The 18,129-nt window shown below is 66.9% G+C and carries 16 protein-coding genes and 2 pseudogenes; 6 read left to right on the top strand and 12 right to left on the bottom strand.

Translation table 11 applies throughout. The features are described 5' to 3' along the window. Positions 1-108 precede the first annotated feature (108 nt). From pyrH to rpsB, 3 genes are all read right to left on the bottom strand, one after another. Entirely contained in the window at positions 109-894 is a 786-nt protein-coding gene (pyrH, locus tag SLUN_RS28655; protein ID WP_108152870.1) for a UMP kinase, read from the bottom strand. Positions 895-1,054: 160 nt separating this feature from the next. Then, a complete protein-coding gene (gene tsf / locus SLUN_RS28650; RefSeq protein WP_108152869.1) occupies positions 1,055-1,891 on the bottom strand; it encodes a translation elongation factor Ts in 837 nt (278 codons plus the stop codon). Between the two features lie 106 nt (positions 1,892-1,997). Continuing rightward, the gene (gene rpsB, locus SLUN_RS28645; RefSeq protein WP_108152868.1) at positions 1,998-2,969 is read right to left on the bottom strand and encodes a 30S ribosomal protein S2; all 972 of its coding nucleotides are present in this window, start codon (positions 2,967-2,969) and stop codon (positions 1,998-2,000) included. A 268-nt stretch (positions 2,970-3,237) separates the two neighbouring features. Here rpsB and SLUN_RS28640 point away from each other — a divergent pair. Beyond that, positions 3,238-3,786 (top strand): annotated as a pseudogene (locus SLUN_RS28640) (murein hydrolase activator EnvC family protein); the annotation flags it as partial. A 145-nt stretch (positions 3,787-3,931) separates the two neighbouring features. On the opposite strand, the gene SLUN_RS28635 reads toward SLUN_RS28640, so the two are convergent. The 4 genes and pseudogenes from SLUN_RS28635 to SLUN_RS28620 form a co-directional block, all read right to left on the bottom strand. Next, complete coding sequence (locus SLUN_RS28635) at positions 3,932-4,489, bottom strand: TetR/AcrR family transcriptional regulator (RefSeq protein WP_108152867.1); 558 nt, start codon at positions 4,487-4,489, stop codon at positions 3,932-3,934. 69 nt (positions 4,490-4,558) lie between these two features. Beyond that, complete coding sequence (gene whiG, locus SLUN_RS28630; protein WP_108152866.1) at positions 4,559-5,398, bottom strand: RNA polymerase sigma factor WhiG; 840 nt, start codon at positions 5,396-5,398, stop codon at positions 4,559-4,561. A 242-nt stretch (positions 5,399-5,640) separates the two neighbouring features. Further along, a pseudogene (locus SLUN_RS28625) lies at positions 5,641-6,333 on the bottom strand (DNA-processing protein DprA); the annotation flags it as partial. A 132-nt stretch (positions 6,334-6,465) separates the two neighbouring features. After that, a complete protein-coding gene (locus SLUN_RS28620) occupies positions 6,466-6,924 on the bottom strand; it encodes a sigma factor-like helix-turn-helix DNA-binding protein (protein WP_108152865.1) in 459 nt (152 codons plus the stop codon). A gap of 117 nt (positions 6,925-7,041) precedes the next feature. On the opposite strand from SLUN_RS28620, the gene SLUN_RS28615 reads away from it, so the two are divergent. Further along, positions 7,042-8,022 carry a DUF2971 domain-containing protein gene (locus tag SLUN_RS28615; protein ID WP_108152864.1) on the top strand — a complete coding sequence of 327 codons (981 nt, stop codon included), beginning with the start codon at positions 7,042-7,044 and terminating at the stop codon, positions 8,020-8,022. A gap of 107 nt (positions 8,023-8,129) precedes the next feature. On the opposite strand, the gene SLUN_RS28610 is transcribed toward SLUN_RS28615, so the two are convergent. After that, positions 8,130-8,669: a GNAT family N-acetyltransferase gene (locus SLUN_RS28610; RefSeq protein WP_108152863.1), complete on the bottom strand. Its 540-nt coding sequence runs from the start codon at positions 8,667-8,669 to the stop codon at positions 8,130-8,132. After that, entirely contained in the window at positions 8,666-9,040 is a 375-nt protein-coding gene (locus SLUN_RS28605) for a hypothetical protein (RefSeq protein ID WP_108152862.1), read from the bottom strand. Before SLUN_RS28605 ends, SLUN_RS28610 begins: the two co-directional genes overlap by 4 nt. A gap of 183 nt (positions 9,041-9,223) precedes the next feature. Between SLUN_RS28605 and SLUN_RS28600 the strand changes: the two genes are divergently transcribed. After that, the gene (locus SLUN_RS28600) at positions 9,224-9,727 is read left to right on the top strand and encodes a DUF4158 domain-containing protein (protein WP_159100341.1); all 504 of its coding nucleotides are present in this window, start codon (positions 9,224-9,226) and stop codon (positions 9,725-9,727) included. Further along, on the top strand, positions 9,700-11,415 hold the full coding sequence (locus SLUN_RS28595; RefSeq protein WP_108152860.1) for a Tn3 family transposase: 1,716 nt from the start codon (positions 9,700-9,702) through the stop codon (positions 11,413-11,415). Before SLUN_RS28600 ends, SLUN_RS28595 begins: the two co-directional genes overlap by 28 nt. 208 nt (positions 11,416-11,623) lie before the next feature. Here SLUN_RS28595 and SLUN_RS28590 read toward each other — a convergent pair whose 3' ends face one another. Both SLUN_RS28590 and SLUN_RS28585 read right to left on the bottom strand, forming a co-directional pair. After that, a complete protein-coding gene (locus tag SLUN_RS28590) occupies positions 11,624-12,415 on the bottom strand; it encodes a recombinase family protein (protein ID WP_254710211.1) in 792 nt (263 codons plus the stop codon). A 269-nt stretch (positions 12,416-12,684) separates the two neighbouring features. Next, entirely contained in the window at positions 12,685-13,236 is a 552-nt protein-coding gene (locus SLUN_RS28585) for a helix-turn-helix domain-containing protein (protein ID WP_159100340.1), read from the bottom strand. A gap of 166 nt (positions 13,237-13,402) precedes the next feature. On the opposite strand from SLUN_RS28585, the gene SLUN_RS28580 reads away from it, so the two are divergent. Beyond that, positions 13,403-13,582, top strand: coding sequence for a hypothetical protein (locus SLUN_RS28580; RefSeq protein WP_108152858.1), 180 nt, complete (start codon positions 13,403-13,405; stop codon positions 13,580-13,582). A 145-nt stretch (positions 13,583-13,727) separates the two neighbouring features. Here SLUN_RS28580 and SLUN_RS28575 read toward each other — a convergent pair whose 3' ends face one another. Next, on the bottom strand, positions 13,728-16,769 hold the full coding sequence (locus SLUN_RS28575) for a Tn3 family transposase (RefSeq protein WP_108152857.1): 3,042 nt from the start codon (positions 16,767-16,769) through the stop codon (positions 13,728-13,730). On the opposite strand from SLUN_RS28575, the gene SLUN_RS28570 reads away from it, so the two are divergent. Continuing rightward, entirely contained in the window at positions 16,761-17,918 is a 1,158-nt protein-coding gene (locus SLUN_RS28570; protein WP_108154984.1) for a Tn3 family transposase, read from the top strand. The two genes, SLUN_RS28575 and SLUN_RS28570, sit on opposite strands and share 9 nt — an antisense overlap. Positions 17,919-18,129: the final 211 nt, after the last annotated feature.

Genomic DNA, 18,129 nt, shown 5'->3' with positions numbered 1-18,129 from the left:
TGAAGTAGGCCCGGCGTGCAACAGGGCCGGCGGAACCTGCGTCGCGTCTTTCCTGCACGGTGTCCGACCGGCAGGACTTTGTCCATCCCTCGAGGGACGTGCCCGGAGTCAGGCCCGGGTGCCCTGGTCGCTCACGAGAGTGCCGATCTTCTCACCCTTGACGGCCCGCGCGATATTGCCTTCGGTGAGCAGTTCGAAGACGAGGATCGGGAGATCGTTGTCACGGCAGAGAGTGATGGCGGTGGCGTCGGCGACCTTGAGGTTGCGGGAGAGCACCTCGCCGTACTCCAGCGCGTCGAACTTCACCGCGTCGGGGTTGGTCTTGGGGTCGGAGTCGTAGACCCCGTCGACGCCGTTCTTGCCCATCAGCAGAGCCTCGGCGTCGATCTCCAGGGCGCGCTGCGCGGCGGTGGTGTCGGTGGAGAAGTAGGGCATGCCCATACCGGCGCCGAAGATGACGACGCGGCCCTTCTCCAGGTGCCGCACGGCACGCAGTGGAATGTACGGCTCCGCGACCTGCCCCATGGTGATGGCGGTCTGGACACGGGAGTCGATGCCCTCCTTCTCCAGGAAGTCCTGGAGCGCGAGGCAGTTCATCACCGTACCGAGCATGCCCATGTAGTCGGAGCGGGCCCGGTCCATGCCGCGCTGCTGGAGCTCGGCTCCGCGGAAGAAGTTGCCGCCGCCGATGACGACCGCGATCTCCGCGCCGTCACGTACGACCGCGGCGATCTCTCGCGCTATGGCGTGTACGACGTCGGGGTCGACGCCGAGCGCCCCGCCGCCGGCGAACGCCTCACCGGACAGCTTCAGCATGAAGCGTCCGGCCCTTTTGCCGGCCTGGTCGTCGCTCTTGTCGTCGGCAGCCTGGTTGGCGTCCGCGCCCTTGTTCATGGAGATCTCCTCGTGCACATACGAAGAAGGCCATTGCCGGTGGGTGCTGGTGTCCCTGTCGGCAATGGCCTCCTCGTCAGATCTGCGGTCATCCGGCGCGAGTGCGACCGGCGACTGCGTAAGAAACCCTAGCGGGCTCCCGTGTCGATCGCTTAACGGGTCAGATGCCGACCTTGATGCGCGCGAAGCGCTTCAGGGTGACACCGGCCTCGTCCAGGACCTTCTGGACAGACTTCTTGTTGTCGAGCGCGTACGGCTGGCCAAGGAGAGTGGCCTCCTTGAAGAAGCCGTTGACACGACCCTCGACGATCTTCGGGAGGGCGGCCTCGGGCTTGCCCTCGGCGCGCGTGGTCTCCTCGGCGACCCGGCGCTCGGTCTCGACGATCTCGGCCGGGACGTCCTCGCGGGAGAGGTACTTGGGCGCGAAGGCGGCGATGTGCTGCGCGATGCCCCTGGCGATCTCGGCGTTCTCCTTGTCGAGCTCGACAAGGACACCGATCTGCGGCGGGAGGTCGGGCATGGTGCGGTGCATGTACGCCGAGACATAGGCACCGGAGAACTGCGCGAAGCGGTCCAGGACGATCTTCTCGCCGAGGTTGGCGTTGGCCTCGTCGACGTACGCCTGAACGGTCTTGCCGGGCTCGATCTCGGACGCGAGCAGCGCGTCGATGTCGGCCGGTGAAGTGGCGGCGACGTGCGCGGCGAGCGCGTTGGCGGCGGCCTGGAACTTCTCACCCTTGGCGACGAAGTCCGTCTCGCACTTCAGCTCGACGATGACACCGGAGGTGTTGTCGTCGGAGATGACGGAGACGACGGCGCCGTTCTCGGCGGAGCGGCCCTCGCGCTTGGCGACGCCCTTCTGACCCTTGATGCGCAGCGCCTCGACGGCCTTGTCGACGTTGCCCTCGGCCTCGTCCAGCGCCTTCTTGCAGTCCATCATGCCTGCGCCGGTGAGCTCGCGGAGCTTCTTGACGTCAGCGGCGGTGTAGTTCGCCATGTCCTTGAATCTCTCTCGAAAGTCGAAAGTCGAAGATCTACGGGTGAGCGGCGGGGGCCGGTGCCTGTGGCACCGTCCCCCGCCGTCAACTACCGAACCTGTGAGGTCAGGCCTGCTCGGCGTCCGCGGCCGGAGCCTCGGCAGCCGGGGCCTCAGCGGCCGGAACCTCAGCCGGAGCCTCGGCAACCGGAGCCTCGGCAACCGGAGCCTCGGCAGCAGCCTCGGCGGGCTTCTCGGCGTCGGCGGCAGCCTCGGCCGGCTTCTCGGCGTCGGCCGGAGCCTCGGCGTCGTCGGCCTTCTTCTCGCCCTCGAGGAGGTCGCGCTCCCACTCGGCGAGCGGCTCACCGGCGGCCTTCTCGCCCGGCTTGGAGTCACCGGTGGCGACGCCGGAACGGGCGATGAGGCCCTCGGCGACGGCGTCGGCGATCACGCGGGTGAGCAGGGTGACGGAGCGGATCGCGTCGTCGTTGCCCGGGATCTTGTAGTCGACCTCGTCGGGGTCGCAGTTGGTGTCGAGGATCGCGACAACCGGAATCTTGAGCTTGCGCGCCTCACCGACGGCGATGTGCTCCTTCTTGGTGTCCACGATCCAGACGGCGCTGGGCACCTTGGACATCTCGCGGATACCACCGAGGGTCTTCTCCAGCTTGGCCTTCTCGCGAGAGAGGACCAGGAGCTCCTTCTTGGTGAGGCCGGACGCGGCCACATCCTCGAAGTCGATCTGCTCAAGCTCCTTCAGACGCTGAAGGCGCTTGTAGACGGTGGAGAAGTTGGTGAGCATGCCGCCCAGCCAGCGCTGGTTGACGTACGGCATACCAACGCGCGTCGCCTGCTCGGCGATGGCCTCCTGGGCCTGCTTCTTGGTACCGACGAACATGATGGAGCCGCCGTGGGCGACGGTCTCCTTGACGAACTCGTAGGCGCGGTCGATGTACGACAGCGACTGGAGCAGGTCGATGATGTAGATGCCGTTGCGCTCCGTGAAGATGAAACGCTTCATCTTCGGGTTCCAACGACGGGTCTGGTGACCGAAGTGGACGCCGCTTTCCAGCAGCTCCCGCATCGTGACGACGGCCATGGCCGTATCTCCTTGAGTTCTCGGTTTTATCCTGACGCCCCGACGCGCCGTGCCACAAGGGACCGAGGAGCGCGGCCACCGACCGCGGAGGGTGTGGTGGCGGGGCGTGCGAAGTCGACCCGGTGACCGGATCGCCAGAAGAAGTGTACGGGACCGGCACGGTGCCGGGTGACGGCGCTGTCCACAACCGGTCGGTACTCCACAGATCCGGACCATGATCAGCGCGGTTGCGGTGTTCCGCGGGACGGTCTGTGCCATGTACCGCGTCATGCACCGCAGACCTCTCGTCCCCCTACTGTCCTTGCTCATCCCTGTCCTTGCCCTTGCCCTCGCCCTGCTCATCGCGGGCGCGGGTCCGGCCCTGGCCGCCGACGGCGACAGGAGCTGGCCGCTGGGGCCGCCACGCCCTCAGGTCGTACGGGGCTGGGAGCCGCCTGCTTCGACGTACGGGGCGGGGCACCGCGGAGTGGACCTGGCCGCGCCGCCGGGCACCCCGGTGCGGGCCGCGGCACCCGGCCGGGTTTCGTTCGCGGGCCCGGTCGCGGGCCGTGGCGTGCTCGTCATCGCTCTCACCGGTACGGGTGAGCCGCCGTTGCGCACAACGTACGAGCCGGTCCGCCCGCTGCTTGCCCAGGGCGCGGAGGTGAGCGCCGGCCAGGTGGTGGCCACCATCGCGCCGGGGCCCTCGCACTGTGCCGCGGGCTGCCTGCACTGGGGGCTGCTGCGGGGCACGGAGTATCTGGATCCGCTGTCCCTGCTGCCGCCCTGGCTGCTGCGCCGCGGCCCGTCGCGACTGCTCCCGGTCTTCGGCGTCCCGGCCCTTGAACCGCCGCTTTCTCCGGCTGCCGCACCGGTTGACGAGCCGGTTGACGCTCCGGCTCTCGCTGGGGCTGCCGACGCCGTGCACGCGGCGTTGCTCCTGGCCACGGCCGCTGTGGCGCGGCGGCTGCTGCGGGGCGGGATCAGCCCCGTACGCCTCGCAGGGCCATCGCCACCGCCGCGTCGGCGATCACCGCCGGATCCTCGGCCGCGCCGAGCTCGATACGGCGTACCGCCGCGTCCACGACGCCCTGCAGCAGCATCGCGGCCAGCCGGGGCTCGTCCTGGCCCAGCTCTCCGAGCGCCTCGACGATCATCGCGATCAGCCCGCCGTGCGCGGCACGGATCTTCTCCCGCGCGCCGGCATCCAGCTCGCTTGCCGAGATGGCTACAACCGCGCGGTGGCGTCGGTCCCCGACCAGCTGCAGTTGCTGGCGTACATAGGCCTCGACCTTGCCCTCGGCCGTGTCCGCCTGCTGCATCGCGACCTCGACCTCCGCCGCCCAGACGGGAAAGTCGACCGCGCAGAGCTCTTCGACGACGGCGGCGCGCGAGCGGAAGTACTCGTAGACGGAGGACCTGGCCAGTCCCGTGCGCTCGGCGAGAGCGGGGAAGGTCAGCGCCTCCGTACCGCCTTCGGACAGAAGGGACCGTGCGGCGTCCAGCAGGGAGGCGCGCTGCATCGTCCGGTGCTCGGCCACGGAGGCCGCTCGAATCCTGGGCACGTCACCACTCTACGGATGTCTCCTTGGGGGAGGGACGATTCGGCGTCACCGCCCGACGTCGGCCAGCTTCGCCCGCAGCTGCAGCACCGACTTTGTGTGGATCTGGCTGACTCTGCTCTCCGTCACGCCGAGAACATTGCCGATCTCGGCGAGCGTGAGGCCCTCGTAGTAGTAGAGGGTGACGACGGTCTTCTCGCGCTCGGGAAGGGTGTTGATGGCGCGGGCGAGCAACCGCCTCAGCTCGCGGTCCTCGGCCACCTCGACCGGGTTGTCGGCGGCGGTGTCCTCAAGGGTGTCCATCAGGCTGAGCCGGTCGCCGCCCTCGCCGCCGACGTGCAGCAGCTCCTCCAGCGCGACGACGTTCGCCAGCGACAACTGGCTGAAAACCGCGTGCAGTTCCTCAACGCCGATCCCCATCTCGGAGGCGACCTCGCACTCGGAGGGCGTACGTCTCAGCTGCGCCTCGAGCGTGGCGTAGGCGCGCTCCACGGCCCGGGCCTTCTGCCGCACGGAGCGTGGGATCCAGTCCAGGGCGCGCAGCTCGTCGATCATCGCACCGCGGATGCGGGTGATCGCGTACGTCTCGAACTTGATGGACCGCTCGATGTCGAACTTCTCGATGGCGTCGATGAGTCCGAAGACTCCGGAGGAGACGAAGTCCGCCTGCTCGACATTGGAGGGCAGCCCCACACTCACCCGGCCCGCGACGTACTTCACCAGTGGCGAGTAGTGCAGGATCAACTGCTCCCGCAGCCGCTCGTCACCCGTGGCCTTGTACGACCGCCACAACTCGTCGAGCGACGAGGGAGCGGGGGGCCGCACGGTGCCACGGGCAGCGGGTGGCACTGCCGCGCGGTCAGACCCGGAGGTGTGCTGCTGGGGCATGCGTTGCCTTGAGCCGTTCTGCTGTGATGTGGGAGGGGACGAGCGCCTGGGCCGGAATCCTGGTGAGCGTAGCGTGACTGAACCGTCGCGGTGGGCGAAGATCGGGGGAACGAACCTGTGCGGGTACCGGCCGTCGGCCACATCTTCGAACCAGGGCCGACACCGCGCGCGCCGGCCCCTCGGGCGCCAACCGCAGGACTCCAAAGGTCATCGGCATCACCTTTTCACCCGAATGCCCCAGGTCAAGTACCGCCTCGCCGCGCGTTCGAGCTGCGGATCGCGCTGTGTGTCAACTGCCAGCGGTCGCCGTGCCGTTCGACGAACCCCAGGGAATGCAGTTCGTACAGCCTGCCGAGCGCCTCGTCGGCCGTCGTCCCCGCTCCGCGCGCCACCTGGTCACCGGCGACGGCGCCGCGGGCCGGTATGGCCTCAAGGACCCGTGCGCTGGCGGGATCCAGCAGATCCCTGGGGAGCACGGGGCCTCGACGGTCCGGGGCGAGGTCACCGATGTCGCCGACCAGCTCGGCCACTTCGGAGGCATCGGTGACCAGCACGCTCTCACCGCGTAGGAGTTCATGCACGCCGGCCGAGAGCCCGCTGGTGGCGGGGCCTGGGACGCCCATCGTGAAACGGCCGAGCTTCTGCGCGCTGCGCGCCGTGACCAGCGAACCGCTGCGGTATTGGGCCTCCACGACCACGGTTCCCCTGGTCAGTGCGGCGATCACCCGGTTCCGGAGGATGAATCTGCTGGGCGTGGGGTGGGCGCCTGGCGGCAACTCCCCAATGACCAGGCCCTGTTCTGCGATGCGCCCGATCAACTCGGCATGGCCGCGGGGATAGGCGACATCGACCCCGCAGGCGAGCACCGCGACGGTGGCCCCGCCCGCGGCCAGCGCGCCGCGGTGCGCGGAGCCGTCGACTCCGAACGTTCTTCCGCCATTGATTCTGAAGGTGCAGCTAGCCCCCGCGCAGCGACCGCCCAGGTGAAGCTACCGGGATCCGACGCAAGCCTTGCAACAGCACTGTTGCTGCCCTGAATGCCGTTCTCCCTATATACGGCGAGAGCGTCAGCGGACCTCATCGGAGGCCATGAGCTGCCGCCAGCCGCGATGCAGCAACAGTCTGACCGTGCTCTGCGTGACTCCCAGGCGCTCGGCGATCTCCCCATGGCCCAGGCCAGCGAGGCTCATGAGAAGCACCCGTCCCATCTGCCCGCGCATCGCCTTCACCGCGGAAAGCACGTCCTCCAGAACATCGGAGTCACCAACCGCCGTTCCATGATCTTGCTGTTCAACGAGCGGGATGAGGAGTTCACTGTCGGTGGGAATCTCCCGTTGCCGTCGCAGCACGTCGACCGCCCGGTTCCGCGCGGCAGCCACTGCATAGCCCAGCGGGTTGGACATTCTCGCCACCCGCTCCCACTGTCCGAAGAGCGACTCCAGAACGCGAGCGACGTCGTCCAGGTCGGTGCGGCGCGTATACGCCGCGACGTAGACAACATCACGGAATGACGGGTTCGTCCTCAACGAGAGAAAGTTGGCAACGGGTCATACGGTTGAGATCGGAGGACTCACGGAAGGGTGGCGCTGGCCTCCACGGCCGAGCGCCCGCCCGCCATTCATTCGTGAAGGCATGGAGTTGGCATGGCCGAATCCATCATGATCCCGCCCGACGGGCTCCAGAAACTCAGGTCTGATTGGTTCAAAGATTTCCGTCAACGGAATCCTGCCCCGTCGAGACTCAAACGGGCTTACCACTACACAGACCAGGCCGGACTGCAGGGAATCATGTCATCGGGCAACATCCGGGCCGCTGACGTTGAATTTCTAAACGACGCCCAAGAGCTAATATACGCTCGCGACAATCTATTGAGCATCCTTCGGGTGGAAGAGCAAAACATTACCCTTCGCGATCAGCAAGCAAATGGGAAGCTGAGACTCGACCGGCACGCAAACATCATCAAGGAACTCCGCCTGCGAGAACAGCGGCGAGCGCGTCGCAAAGTTCACATGAAGGCACCGGACGAGACGGGTCTCCTGCCGGTGCTCAGCGACATCATTGCGGACCTTCAGAGAGTTGGCGGACCGTCCGAGTCTTCGCCCTGCCATATATACGTCTGCTGTTTTTGCGGCAATGGAGATCTACTCAGCCAGTGGCGTGGTTACGGTGGAGTAGGGGGCTATGCAATCGGATTCAGGCCCGACATGTTGGAATCCTTGTCAAATCGCGAGGATGGGGAGTTCGACTGGATCCGTTACGGATTTGATCTAGCTTGTTACGGGGATCATCGATTGCTTCCGAGATCACTACATCCAGGCATTACCTTGATGCAGGATTACCTGAAAGCACTGACCATGGTCAAGGATCCTTCGTTCGAGGAGGAGCAAGAATGGCGTCTCATGATCCCAAGGGAAGTAATTGGCGATGACGTAGAGTTTCGACCGGGCCCCGTCGGAGTCACGCCGTATATCCCATTGAAATTCACACCTGATGCAGTGGATGAAGTCATCGTGGGCCCTGGGCGCCACCCCATGGAACGCATGAATGGTACTCGCCAACTTCTCGACCGCTTTGGAGCGAAGAAAGCGAAGGTCACACCGTCGGCTTCGTCACTCAGACTCTAGAGATGTTGAAGGTGAACTCGCCCTCTCGCCGCTAGTAACCCCACCCGTGGGCACTGAGTTCAAGGGGTGCAGCAGGCGTTTTGCGCTGTAAACGGTATCCAACGTCTTCAGCGTTCCAGAGTCAGACCCCACCAGGCGAGGGGCTTGGTGGGAGTTCCCGCTGTGTTGTGCTGGAATCCCGCTCTCGCCAGCATCTTCTGGCTCGGGATGTTGTGCATGTGAACCTTGGCCAGGACGTTAACCCTCGCGCTGTCCGGTTCAGAGTCCAAGATGTCGTAGAGAGCATCCAGGAGGACTTCGTCGGCGAACTTGCCGCCTTGGTGCCGGTGACGGACCGCGATGCCGAGCATGACGAGGAGCCTGGTCTGCTCTCCGGCCGGCGGGGTGAACTCGGGCTGGTCTGCGAGCCGTGCGTGGGTATAGGCGGCGGCTATGCCTTCACCGTCGTCGGCGATCCGGAAGCGCTGGCCAAGGTGGCTGGACTCATTCGTGTCGGCCCAGACTGCCTTGTGGAAGTACTTCTGGACTTCCAGCTCCCAGGAGAACGCCCGGTTCCTTGGAGGGTGTTTCACGGCGCATGTGAAGGCCTCCATAGCCCGGGCGTCCTGCTGCTTGTTCGCGATCTTCCAGACGACAAAAAGGGTCACGGGCGAGGCGGCAGCTTCCTGGTCGGACGGTCGGAAGCATGAAGTGCCTCAGTTAGCCTGCGGGCCTCTGCCGCTGTCATCGGTGCTTTGATCTGCTCGATCAGCGTCGGCCTGGGCTTCCTGGCCGGTGGCTTCTTCAGCGCGTTCTTGACCTTCACCCGGGTGCCGATCCCACCCTTGGTGATGCTGCTGTTGGCCAGCTTTGAGCCCTTGACCACGGTTTTCTGGTTCCGCCGACCGGCTGAGGTCAGCAGCGCCATGCTGGTCTTGCCAGCCTTACTGGTGTTCCAGACGATCGACTTGGAGGCGCGACGAACCGACCCGGCGAGGGTCTTCGCCTGGTTCGCTTCATCGTTCGATTTCGCCTTCACCGTTCCAGAGTATCGGGCTCCCCGGGGCGGGGACAGTGTTCACGGACCACTTCGGGGTGTCGCCGAGGTGAGGCCAGAAGCCGCCAATAGTTGATCTTGGGTTGCGCGTTGGCGGAGCCGTCACCCGTTCAGCTCAGTGTCGTTGGTGTGACGTTGGGCTGTCGTCCGGGCCGGGTGGGGATCTTGACCTCGATCGAGCGGACCGCGTATCCGCGGTTCAAGCGGCTGATCACCGCGCATGAGCTGCATCTGTTCTTCTCGCCGACGCGGGAGGAGGCGGCGTGGGCCGCTGAGCGGATGGACGCTGATGGCCATCAGCTCGCGCTGCTGCTGGCGCTGAAGTCGTATCAGCGGATGGGGCGGTTCCCGAAGCCGGACGAGTACCCGGAAATGGTGGTCGACTTCGTCCGCCGTGCGGTGGAGCTGCCGGAGGGCACCATGTCGTTGTGGGCGACGGGCCGGACCGCCGAGCGGCAGCGTACGGAGGTGCGCCGCCGGGTGGGCGCGACGTACGACCAGGCTCGGGCCCGCCGGATCGCCGAGGAGTCGATCCGCAAGGAGGCCGCAGCGAAGAACCGCCCGGCCGACCTGATCAACATCGCGCTGGAGAAAGTGGTGGAGGCCGGGCGGAGCTGCCGGCGTTCTCCACCTTCGACGCGATGGCCTCGAAGATCCGCGGCGAGGTGAACGCCTCGATCTGCGCGGGCATCCACGACCGGATGAGCGCGCCCGAGCGGGCGGGGCTGCTGCGGCTGCTGGAAGAGCGCCAGAGCGACGGCACGACGCTGTTCAACCGGCTCAAGAAGCCCGACCAGGGCCCGACCTGGTCACACTTCAAGAACCTGGCCAAGCGGCTGGAATGGGTGGACGAGCTCGGCGACACGGGCGTGTGGATGGACGACATCGCGGCGGGGAAGATCACCGATTTCGCCGGGGAGGCGGACGCGGCCGACGTGGCGGAGCTGCGGGACTACAAGCCCGTCAAGCGCCTCGCGCTGGTGGCATGCCTGACGCACAAGGCGCGGATGCGGGTCCGCGACGACCTGGCCACGATGTTCTGCAAGCGCGTGGCGATGAAGATCAAGAAGGCCAAGGTGGAGCTGGAGGAGATCCGGCTGGCCGAGCGGGAGATCGTCGAGGCCCTGATCGGGAACTACCGCACCGTGCTCAAGAACATCGACGAGGGCGGTCCCGCCCAGGCGGCGCTGGAGAAGGCCGCGTCCATGACCGCCGAGGTCCGAGCGGCCCTGGACGGCCTGGACGAACAGGCACCCGCCGACGAGGTCGCGCGGCGGCTGGAGGGCAGGGTCTCCCCGGCGGTCCTCGCCCTGGCCAGGGCCCAGGCGGTGCAGGCGGGTGGGCTCGGCGCGGTCACGAAGGCGGTGGAGGGCTTCGGCGGGTTCGCCAAGCAGTACGAGCAGATCGAGAAGGTCTCCGCTCACCACGGCAACTTCTGGGAGGTGCTGCTGTACGGGCAGATCGGCCGGGACCGGGCGGTGATGTTCGACCTGGCCGAGAAGCTGGAGTTCACCGCGACGTCCGAGGACGGCCGGGTCCTGGACGCGCTCGCGCACGCCCAGCGGCACCAGGCGGCGCGCGGCGAGTACATCAGCGCCCTGGGCGAGGACGGCCGCGCGGTGGACATCTCCTTCGCCACGCAGAACTGGCAGAAGGCCGTGGTCGACAAGACGCGGCCGGGGCAGTTCGTCCGCAAGCACTTCGAGGCGATGGTCTTCACCGCGCTCGCCGAGGAACTGCGCACCGGAGACGTAGCCGTGGTGGGCTCGGAGGAGTACGCGGACTGGTCCCAGCAGCTGCTGGCCTGGGAGGCCGTGCAGGAGAAGCTGGCGTCCTACCTGGTGGAGGTCGGCCTGTGCGAGGAAGGCGAGGCGGCCGAGTTCGACGCCGCCTTCTTCCGCCGACAGCTGGAGGACAAGCTGCGAGGTGCCGCCGCGGCGGCGGACGCCGGCTACCCGGACAACGAGGGCCTGGTCATCGACCCGGAGACGGGCATCCCGTCGCTCAAGGCGCACCGGGCGGAGGGGCAGCGGCCGTCTGCGAAGCGGCTGGAGGAGGAGATCAAGGCCAGGATGCCGGAGCGCTCCCTGATGGGGATTCTGGCCCGCACGGCGTACTGGGTGGAGTGGTGGCGCCGGTTCGGCCCGGCCTCCGGCAACGAGCCCAAGCTCCAAGACCCCTTCGGCAGGTATGTGATCACCACGTTCGTGAAGGGCACCAACATGGGCCCGTACGAGGCCGCCCGTCACATCCCCGGGGTGAGCGGGCACGAGCTGGCGTACACGGCGAACCGGCACTTCTCCCTGGTGCTGCTGAACGAAGCGATCGCCGACCTCGTCGGCCCTGTTCTCGTATAGCTACCGCGAGGTGTCGTGTAGCGCTGAGTAACTACTTGGGGCTGTGGTCGCGCTGGTGGAGGGCGGCGAAGTCGGCGTGTGCCGCCTGCACGGCCTCCGGGTACGCCTGGGTCTTCTCGTGCTCGGCCAGCGCCCGGTAGATGCTGGAGAGGCTGGGGCTCTGCCCCTTGCGGCGGCCGGTGGGGATGAGCAGGTCGGGCTGGATGTCCTAGACCGTCTCGCCGTTCGCGCGGCGGCGGAGCACGGTGTGCAGCATGTCGTCGGTGATGACCGGAGGCCTGCCGCCGTGGTTGCCCTTGCGGGCTGCGGCGTCGAGCCCTTCGAGGGTGGACTCCCGGATGTTCTCCCGCTCCGTCTCCGCCATCGCCGCGAAGAACCCGAACAGCAGGCGTCCCGGACCGCTGGGGTCGTACATCCCCTGAAGGGGACCGGCGAGCATCTCCAGCACCAGGCCGTGGGCGGTGAGGTGATCGGCGAGCGCGGTCAGTTCAGCGGCGTCGCGCCCCAGCCTCTTCATCTCGTTCACCGTGAAGATCACCCGGCAGTGCGGGGCGTGCGCCTTGATCTCCCTGGCGGCGGCGAGCGCGGCCTCGAACTGCGGGCGGACCCGCACCCGGGTGCTGATCTTCTCGGCGAAGATCTTGTCTCGCGGGATGCCGTGTCCGGCGAGCGCGTCGAGCTGCGACTGGAGTTCCTGGGTGAGGCTGGAGCACCTCGCGTACCCGATGCGGATGTCCGCGCTCGGGGTGTTCGGGTCGACGGGCGCGGGCGCCGGGGTGCCGGGCCGCCACGGCTGGCCGGGGCCGCGGTCGGCGGGTGTCGGTACGCGCAGAAGTTTCGCGAGCCGGGGCACCTTCGTGAAGCGGCCGGTGTGGTAGGTGCCGGCGACCGCGCCGGAGCGCGAGCGGCAGGGTGAACCTGCCGAGGCGTGACAGCGTGGGCAGGGGTGGCGCTCGACGTCGTCCGCTTCGGACGCGAGTGCGGGCTGATGGTCCGTCATGACCTCGGATACTGTCACAAACAATTCCCAGAACATGCCTGGTTTCACTTTGAGTGAGGACGAGTTGTGACAGTGAATTCGTGCTTCGGACCGCCTCCACCGCCCTTTCTTGACCTTACTCCGGGAAAGGGTCGTTTATGGGAAGCACCGGTGCACATGTGGTCCCCGGCGCGCGATCGAACGTCCGCCGCCACTTCAAACCCTCGCCGGAGGCCAACGCAGGGTCACCGGCCTGCACGCGCCCGGTGGCGCCACTTGTTGTCCAGCAATCAGGACGCAGCGCCTTCCTCGGCCTCGGCTTCCTCAACAAGAGCAATGAGGACTGCCAGCTGCTCCGCTGGCATTGCCTCCACCCTTGCGATGAGCTCCCGTCGCACCGCGTCGATATCTAGCGGAAGGTCAGCTTCTGGGGAGCCGTGGTCCGTTGCCTTCTGCATGCGCCGTGCCGCCACCACTGCCGCGGTCGCGGCAGCGGCAAGTACGCCTGCGGGACTGAGGGGAAGTGCGGCTCCGATCAGAGGCCGGATAAGGGCAGCTGTACTCCCACCGATCGCTGCGGCCCGCATGAGGCCACGACGCATCGCTTCCTCGGTAGGAGCTGCGCTCGCCTCAAGCACTGCAATCTTCGTCGCCAGTTCCTTGACTGTCAGACCGAGTGCCTGGGCGATCTTTGCGAGAGTCTTGGGCGACAGACCGCGGTCACCATGCTCCACCTTGATCAAAAAGACCAGGCTGATACCAGCCGCGTTCGCAAGCTCTTTCCTGCTCAGCCCCGCAGATTCGCGGAGCTGTCTAATCGCCTCACCCGTAGCTGTGGTCACATCACCACCATATCCTGGGCCTGTATAAATCGAGTACCCGTTGGGGGCTTGTATTGATAACCCCATCGAGAGCAAAATGCCAGTACGGGCGAACCCTCGCCGGGTTCAAGTCCCAAGCCCTGACGACATGTTGGGGTATCGGACTACCGTTCGAGAAGGGTCAACCATGAGCTACGTTCCCCCGACGCCCCCGCCTGCGGTCACGGGCGTGCTGGTCAACAACATCGTTCCCTACGTCTCCACGATCATGACGAACGTCGCCCACACTGCGCAGGAGCAGTACAAGACGTACGCCCCCCAGGCAGGGCGGGCCGTCTACAGTGTTGTGCGAAGCATGATTCGCTGATGTAACGCGTGGGCTCCGCCAGGCGGACGCCCCCTGATCCGGGGTAGCTCTGCCGCTGGCCGCTCACGCACGTTGCCCGGGACGCTGAAGCGTCCCGGGCAACGTCGTCTTCACCACGGCTCCGACCAGGAACGGAACCGTGGTGTCACGCCGGGGCTGCGGCTGCCTCCCCCTGCGGGGTGCGCGGGCCGGGCACCATCGCCCGGATGGACAGGTCCAGATCGAGACGGCTGTTCATGTCCAGCTCGAACCGGCCGTACGGATTCACATGGGTCCAGAACAGCGGCGACAGCGCCCGCCGGTCCGCGTCGGTGAGCTTGTCCGCCCACTTCGGATCAGCCAGGACCTCCTGCATCAGCAGCGTGTTGACGTGCACCAGCGCGGATTGGAGCAGGTGCAGCGCGAGCATGCTGACCTCCTGGGACTCCTTGTCCGCACCGGCCAGGTCACCGTCCTTGCCGTAGAAGAGGTCCTTGTTCGCGGAGTTCCAGTTCTCCACCACCTGCAACCCCTCGTGGATCTCCTGGCGCATCTCGACGTCCGCGAGGTAGTCGCAGACGAACGAGGTCCGCACCGCCCGGCCCAGCTCCTCGATCGCCCGGTACGTCGGGTGCTTCGGCCCTCCCCGGGTAAACCGGCGCAGGACCTGCTCGGCCTCGGCGGTGCCCAGGCGCAGGGCGGTGGTGTACTTCACGATCTGGTCGTACTGCTGGGTGATCAGGTCCCAGTCGATCGTCTTGGTGGAGAGCACCGGGCCCAGGTTCGGCCAGTTGTCGTCCTCCCCGGCCGCCGGCCGGTACAGCTTCGCCGATCCGATGTTCTTCAGCCGGGGCATCAGCTTGAAGTCGAGCATGTGCGCGAAGGCGAACCCGACGATGGAGGCGCCGTGCGTGTCGGTGTACTGCCGGTCGACGACCATGTCGGTGCAGTGCCGCAGCACGCCCTCGATCATCGAGGCGACCTCGGAGGCCGAACAGGACTTCAGCTGGGAGTAGATGCAGACGGATTTCCGCTCCACATGCCAATAAATCATCACGCCGGGGCCCCGGTAGCGCTGGTGCCACTCGGTCATCAGGTTGCTGGACCAGGCGCCGAACTTGCGGCTGTCGGAGGCGCACGCGGTGCCGGTGCCCCACCACATCTCGTCCCGGACGGCGAAGGTGGCGTTCACCAGCTTCCGCAAGGCCGCGCGCATGTTGGCGCGGTTGACGAACAGGTGCCGCACCCGGCGCAGTGTCGCCTCCGACTCGCCGTGCTTGCCGGTCACCGCGACCCGCTTGATCCCCATGTTCGTGCCCAGGCCGAACAGGACCAGCAGCAGGCGGCGCCGCAGCACATCCTTCGACAGCATCTCACGGGTGGCCACCGAGGTGAACTCGGCGATGAAGTCCGTGTCGAACTCGGCGTACTTCAGGATGTCCAGCAGGTCGATGGTGCCCCAGCGCCGTTCGATCTCGCCCTTGATGGCGACCAGGCTCTCCGGCTCCTCCTGCTTGCCGCGAGGGGAGACTCTGATCCACGGTTCGCCGTGCTTCTTGACGATCGCCACCCCGCCCGTCGTGCCCTCCGCGAGCGCCTGCTCGAAGCGGTCCAGCGAGGTGCGGAGCTTGCCTTGCAGGGTGGCGATGAACTCCCCGGCGTCTTGCGGCTGGCCCAGCGCGGCGTAGTGCACGTCCCGGTTGTCCTCGAAGTCCGCCGGCAGGTCGTCCTCCGGGTTACGCCACCGGTTCGCCCCCACTACCCAGATCTCGCGGCGCCGCACCGCGTCCCGAAGCGCCACCAGCACGCACAGCTCGTACGGGATGCGCTCGATGCGGCCCTTGTCGTCCACCACCGCCGCCCGCCAGTGCTCGGGCACCACCCCCGCGAGCGGCACGCTCTCCGCCGGATCGAAGAACGCGCCCTCCTTCAAAGGCTGGTCCAGGTAGCGCTGGAGCAGGTCGATCGCGTCCATCACCGGCCGGTAGGCGGTGTTGTTGCACTTCAGCTCCAGCGCGCCCAGCAGCGGCGAGAGCATCCGGCGCCAGTGCGCCGAGTACGACGACCGCAGCACCGTACGGACCCTGGCCTTGTAGCGGGCCTCGTTCGCCGCGGCCTCCGCCGCCAGCGCCTTGAGCGTCTTCTCCCCGCCGACCACCGGGTAGATCACCCGCCGCACCGTGCCGGACGGCTCGGACAGTGCCGCCTCCGCGACCCGCAGCAGCATGCCCTCCTTGCCCCGGATCTTCTTCAGCTCGGCGTTGAGCTCCTTGTCGACCTTCCGCTCCGCCCGGGTGTTGATCTTCAGCACGAGCTGGATGAACAGGTCCACCAGCGAGTCGGTGATCTCCGTCTGCCGCACATAGCACAGCGCGGCCAGCAGCGTCAGGCGCCGCGGCGGCTTCATCCGCTCCAGGTTCGCCGGGTACTCCTTCGACGCCCGCGCCCGCCACGCGTCCACCAGCTTCTCCGACACGTCCGCGAACAAGTCCGCAGGAAGCTCCAGCCGCCGCACCCGCTGGAGCTTGTTCACCTCCGCCAGCAGACTCTCCAGCCCCGGCGCCCCCGGGTCCGTCTTCAGCTCGGCGAAGTGCGAACGCCCGCCGCCCGCCACCGCGCCCTCACCGTCCGCTCCCTCGCCCGCCTCGTCCTCGCTGCCGGCGACCAGGTCCTCCAGCCGCGAGCGCGTCGCGTGCGAGATCCTCTCCACCCTGCTGCGGCAGAACTGGGCCTCGAAGTCCGTGACCGCCTTGCCCACCAGCCGCCCGACCCGCCCTGGGGCCGGCGGCTCGATGTGGTCGTTACGGCACCGGGCCACCACCGCCGCCGCCAGACGATCCCGCGACAGCTCCACCGGGCACAGCTCAGCGGCCAGCCACTCGGCCAGCCGCCCCTGGTCCTCCTCGGTGTTCGCCCGGAACCCATACGCCTCACGGATCTCCTTGCGATGCCGCTTGATCCGGTCGCCCTGCCAGTCGTAGTCCGCCCACGCCCCGGCGGGAACCTTCACCTGCTGGGCCACGTACTCCACCGCCGCTGCGGGCATCTCCTTGGCGGACTCCGGGAACCGGGCCTCCACCTCGAAGAACTTGAGCAACAAAGCGAAGCCCAACCGGGTCGCTCCGGACTTGTTCCGCACCTTCTTCATGTCGTCTTCGAGCAGCGTCCAGACCTCGATCAGGTCTTCCGGCTCCCAGTCCTGCCGCATCCACCCCACCCCTCGCCGTCACTCGTTCAGCTCAACGAGGCGGTCAGGGCGGGGAAACCAAAGCTATGGAAGTTACTCAGCGCTACACGCCACCTGGCGGTAGCTATACGAGAACAAGGCCTCGTCAACGCGCACGCCCGCCTCGACATCTCCCAGGCGTGGGGCGACGGCACCGCCGTCGCGGCGGACGGCACTCACATGGACACCTACCTGGACAACCTGCTGGCCGAGACGAGCGTCAGATACGGCAAGCCGGGCGGCATCGCCTACCACCACGTCTCGGACACCTACATCGCGCTGTTCACGCACTTCATCCCGTGCGGGGTGTGGGAGGCCGTTTACATCATCGAGGGCCTGCTGAAGAACACGTCCGAGGTGAAGCCCACCACCGTGCACGCCGATACGCAAGGCCAGTCCCAGCCGGTGTTTGCGCTCGCGCACTTGCTGGGCTTCGACTTGATGCCCAGGATCAGGAACTGGAAGGGCATGACCTTCTACCGGCCCAGCAAGACCACGGAGTACGTGCACATCGACGCCCTGTTCGGCGAGGCGGGCAAGAACGTCATCGACTTCGACCTGATCGAGTCCCAGTTCCGCCACCTGATGCGGGTGGCCGTCTCCGTACGCGAGGGCGCCATCTCTTCTTCCACACTGCTCAAGCGGCTGCGCTCGGGCTCCAAGAAGAACGCCACCTACGCCGCCTTCCGCGAGGTCGGCCGCGTGATCCGCACCGTGCAGCTGCTGCGCTACCTCTCGGACGCGCCGCTGCGCCGGCGGGTGACGGCGGCGACGAACAAGGTCGAGTCGTTCAACCGGTTCTCCCAGTGGATCGGCTTCGGCAACCGGGGTGTCATCGCCGACAACGACCCGATCGAGCAGGAGAAGGCGATGAAATTCAACGCCCTGCTCACGAACGCGGTTATCTTCCACAACGCCCTGGACATCGCCGAGATCGTGCGGCAACTGCTGGAAGAGGGCTGGGAGATCGATCCGGAGGACCTGGCCCACATCTCGCCCTACCTGACGGAGCACATCAACCGGTTCGGCGAGTACAGCACCCACGAGCTCGGCATCCAGCCCGACGCGTACGACCCGAAGCTCGACGTGGACTTCACCCCGCTGCGCGAGGACTTCACCGAAGCGGCCTGACCAGGAGGTCCGTGTCCCCGTTCGGCGTACCAGCGCGGCGCGCCGACCAGGGTCCTCACATAACGTCGCTTACTGGTGACTCTGTGCAAAATTCCCCCAGGAGGTGGAATATGCGACGGAAGCCGCCGCATAAAGCGACGACTCCCCGAATACGCCCGGGCAACCGAATAGCCCTGATGGCCATCACCGGCCTGGCTGCGGGCTCCCTGGT

The sequence above is a fragment of the Streptomyces lunaelactis genome, assembly GCF_003054555.1.
Taxonomy (GTDB): domain Bacteria; phylum Actinomycetota; class Actinomycetes; order Streptomycetales; family Streptomycetaceae; genus Streptomyces; species Streptomyces lunaelactis.
Note: the sequence above shows the minus strand (reverse complement) of the source record. Positions and strands in the feature narration are given on the sequence as shown.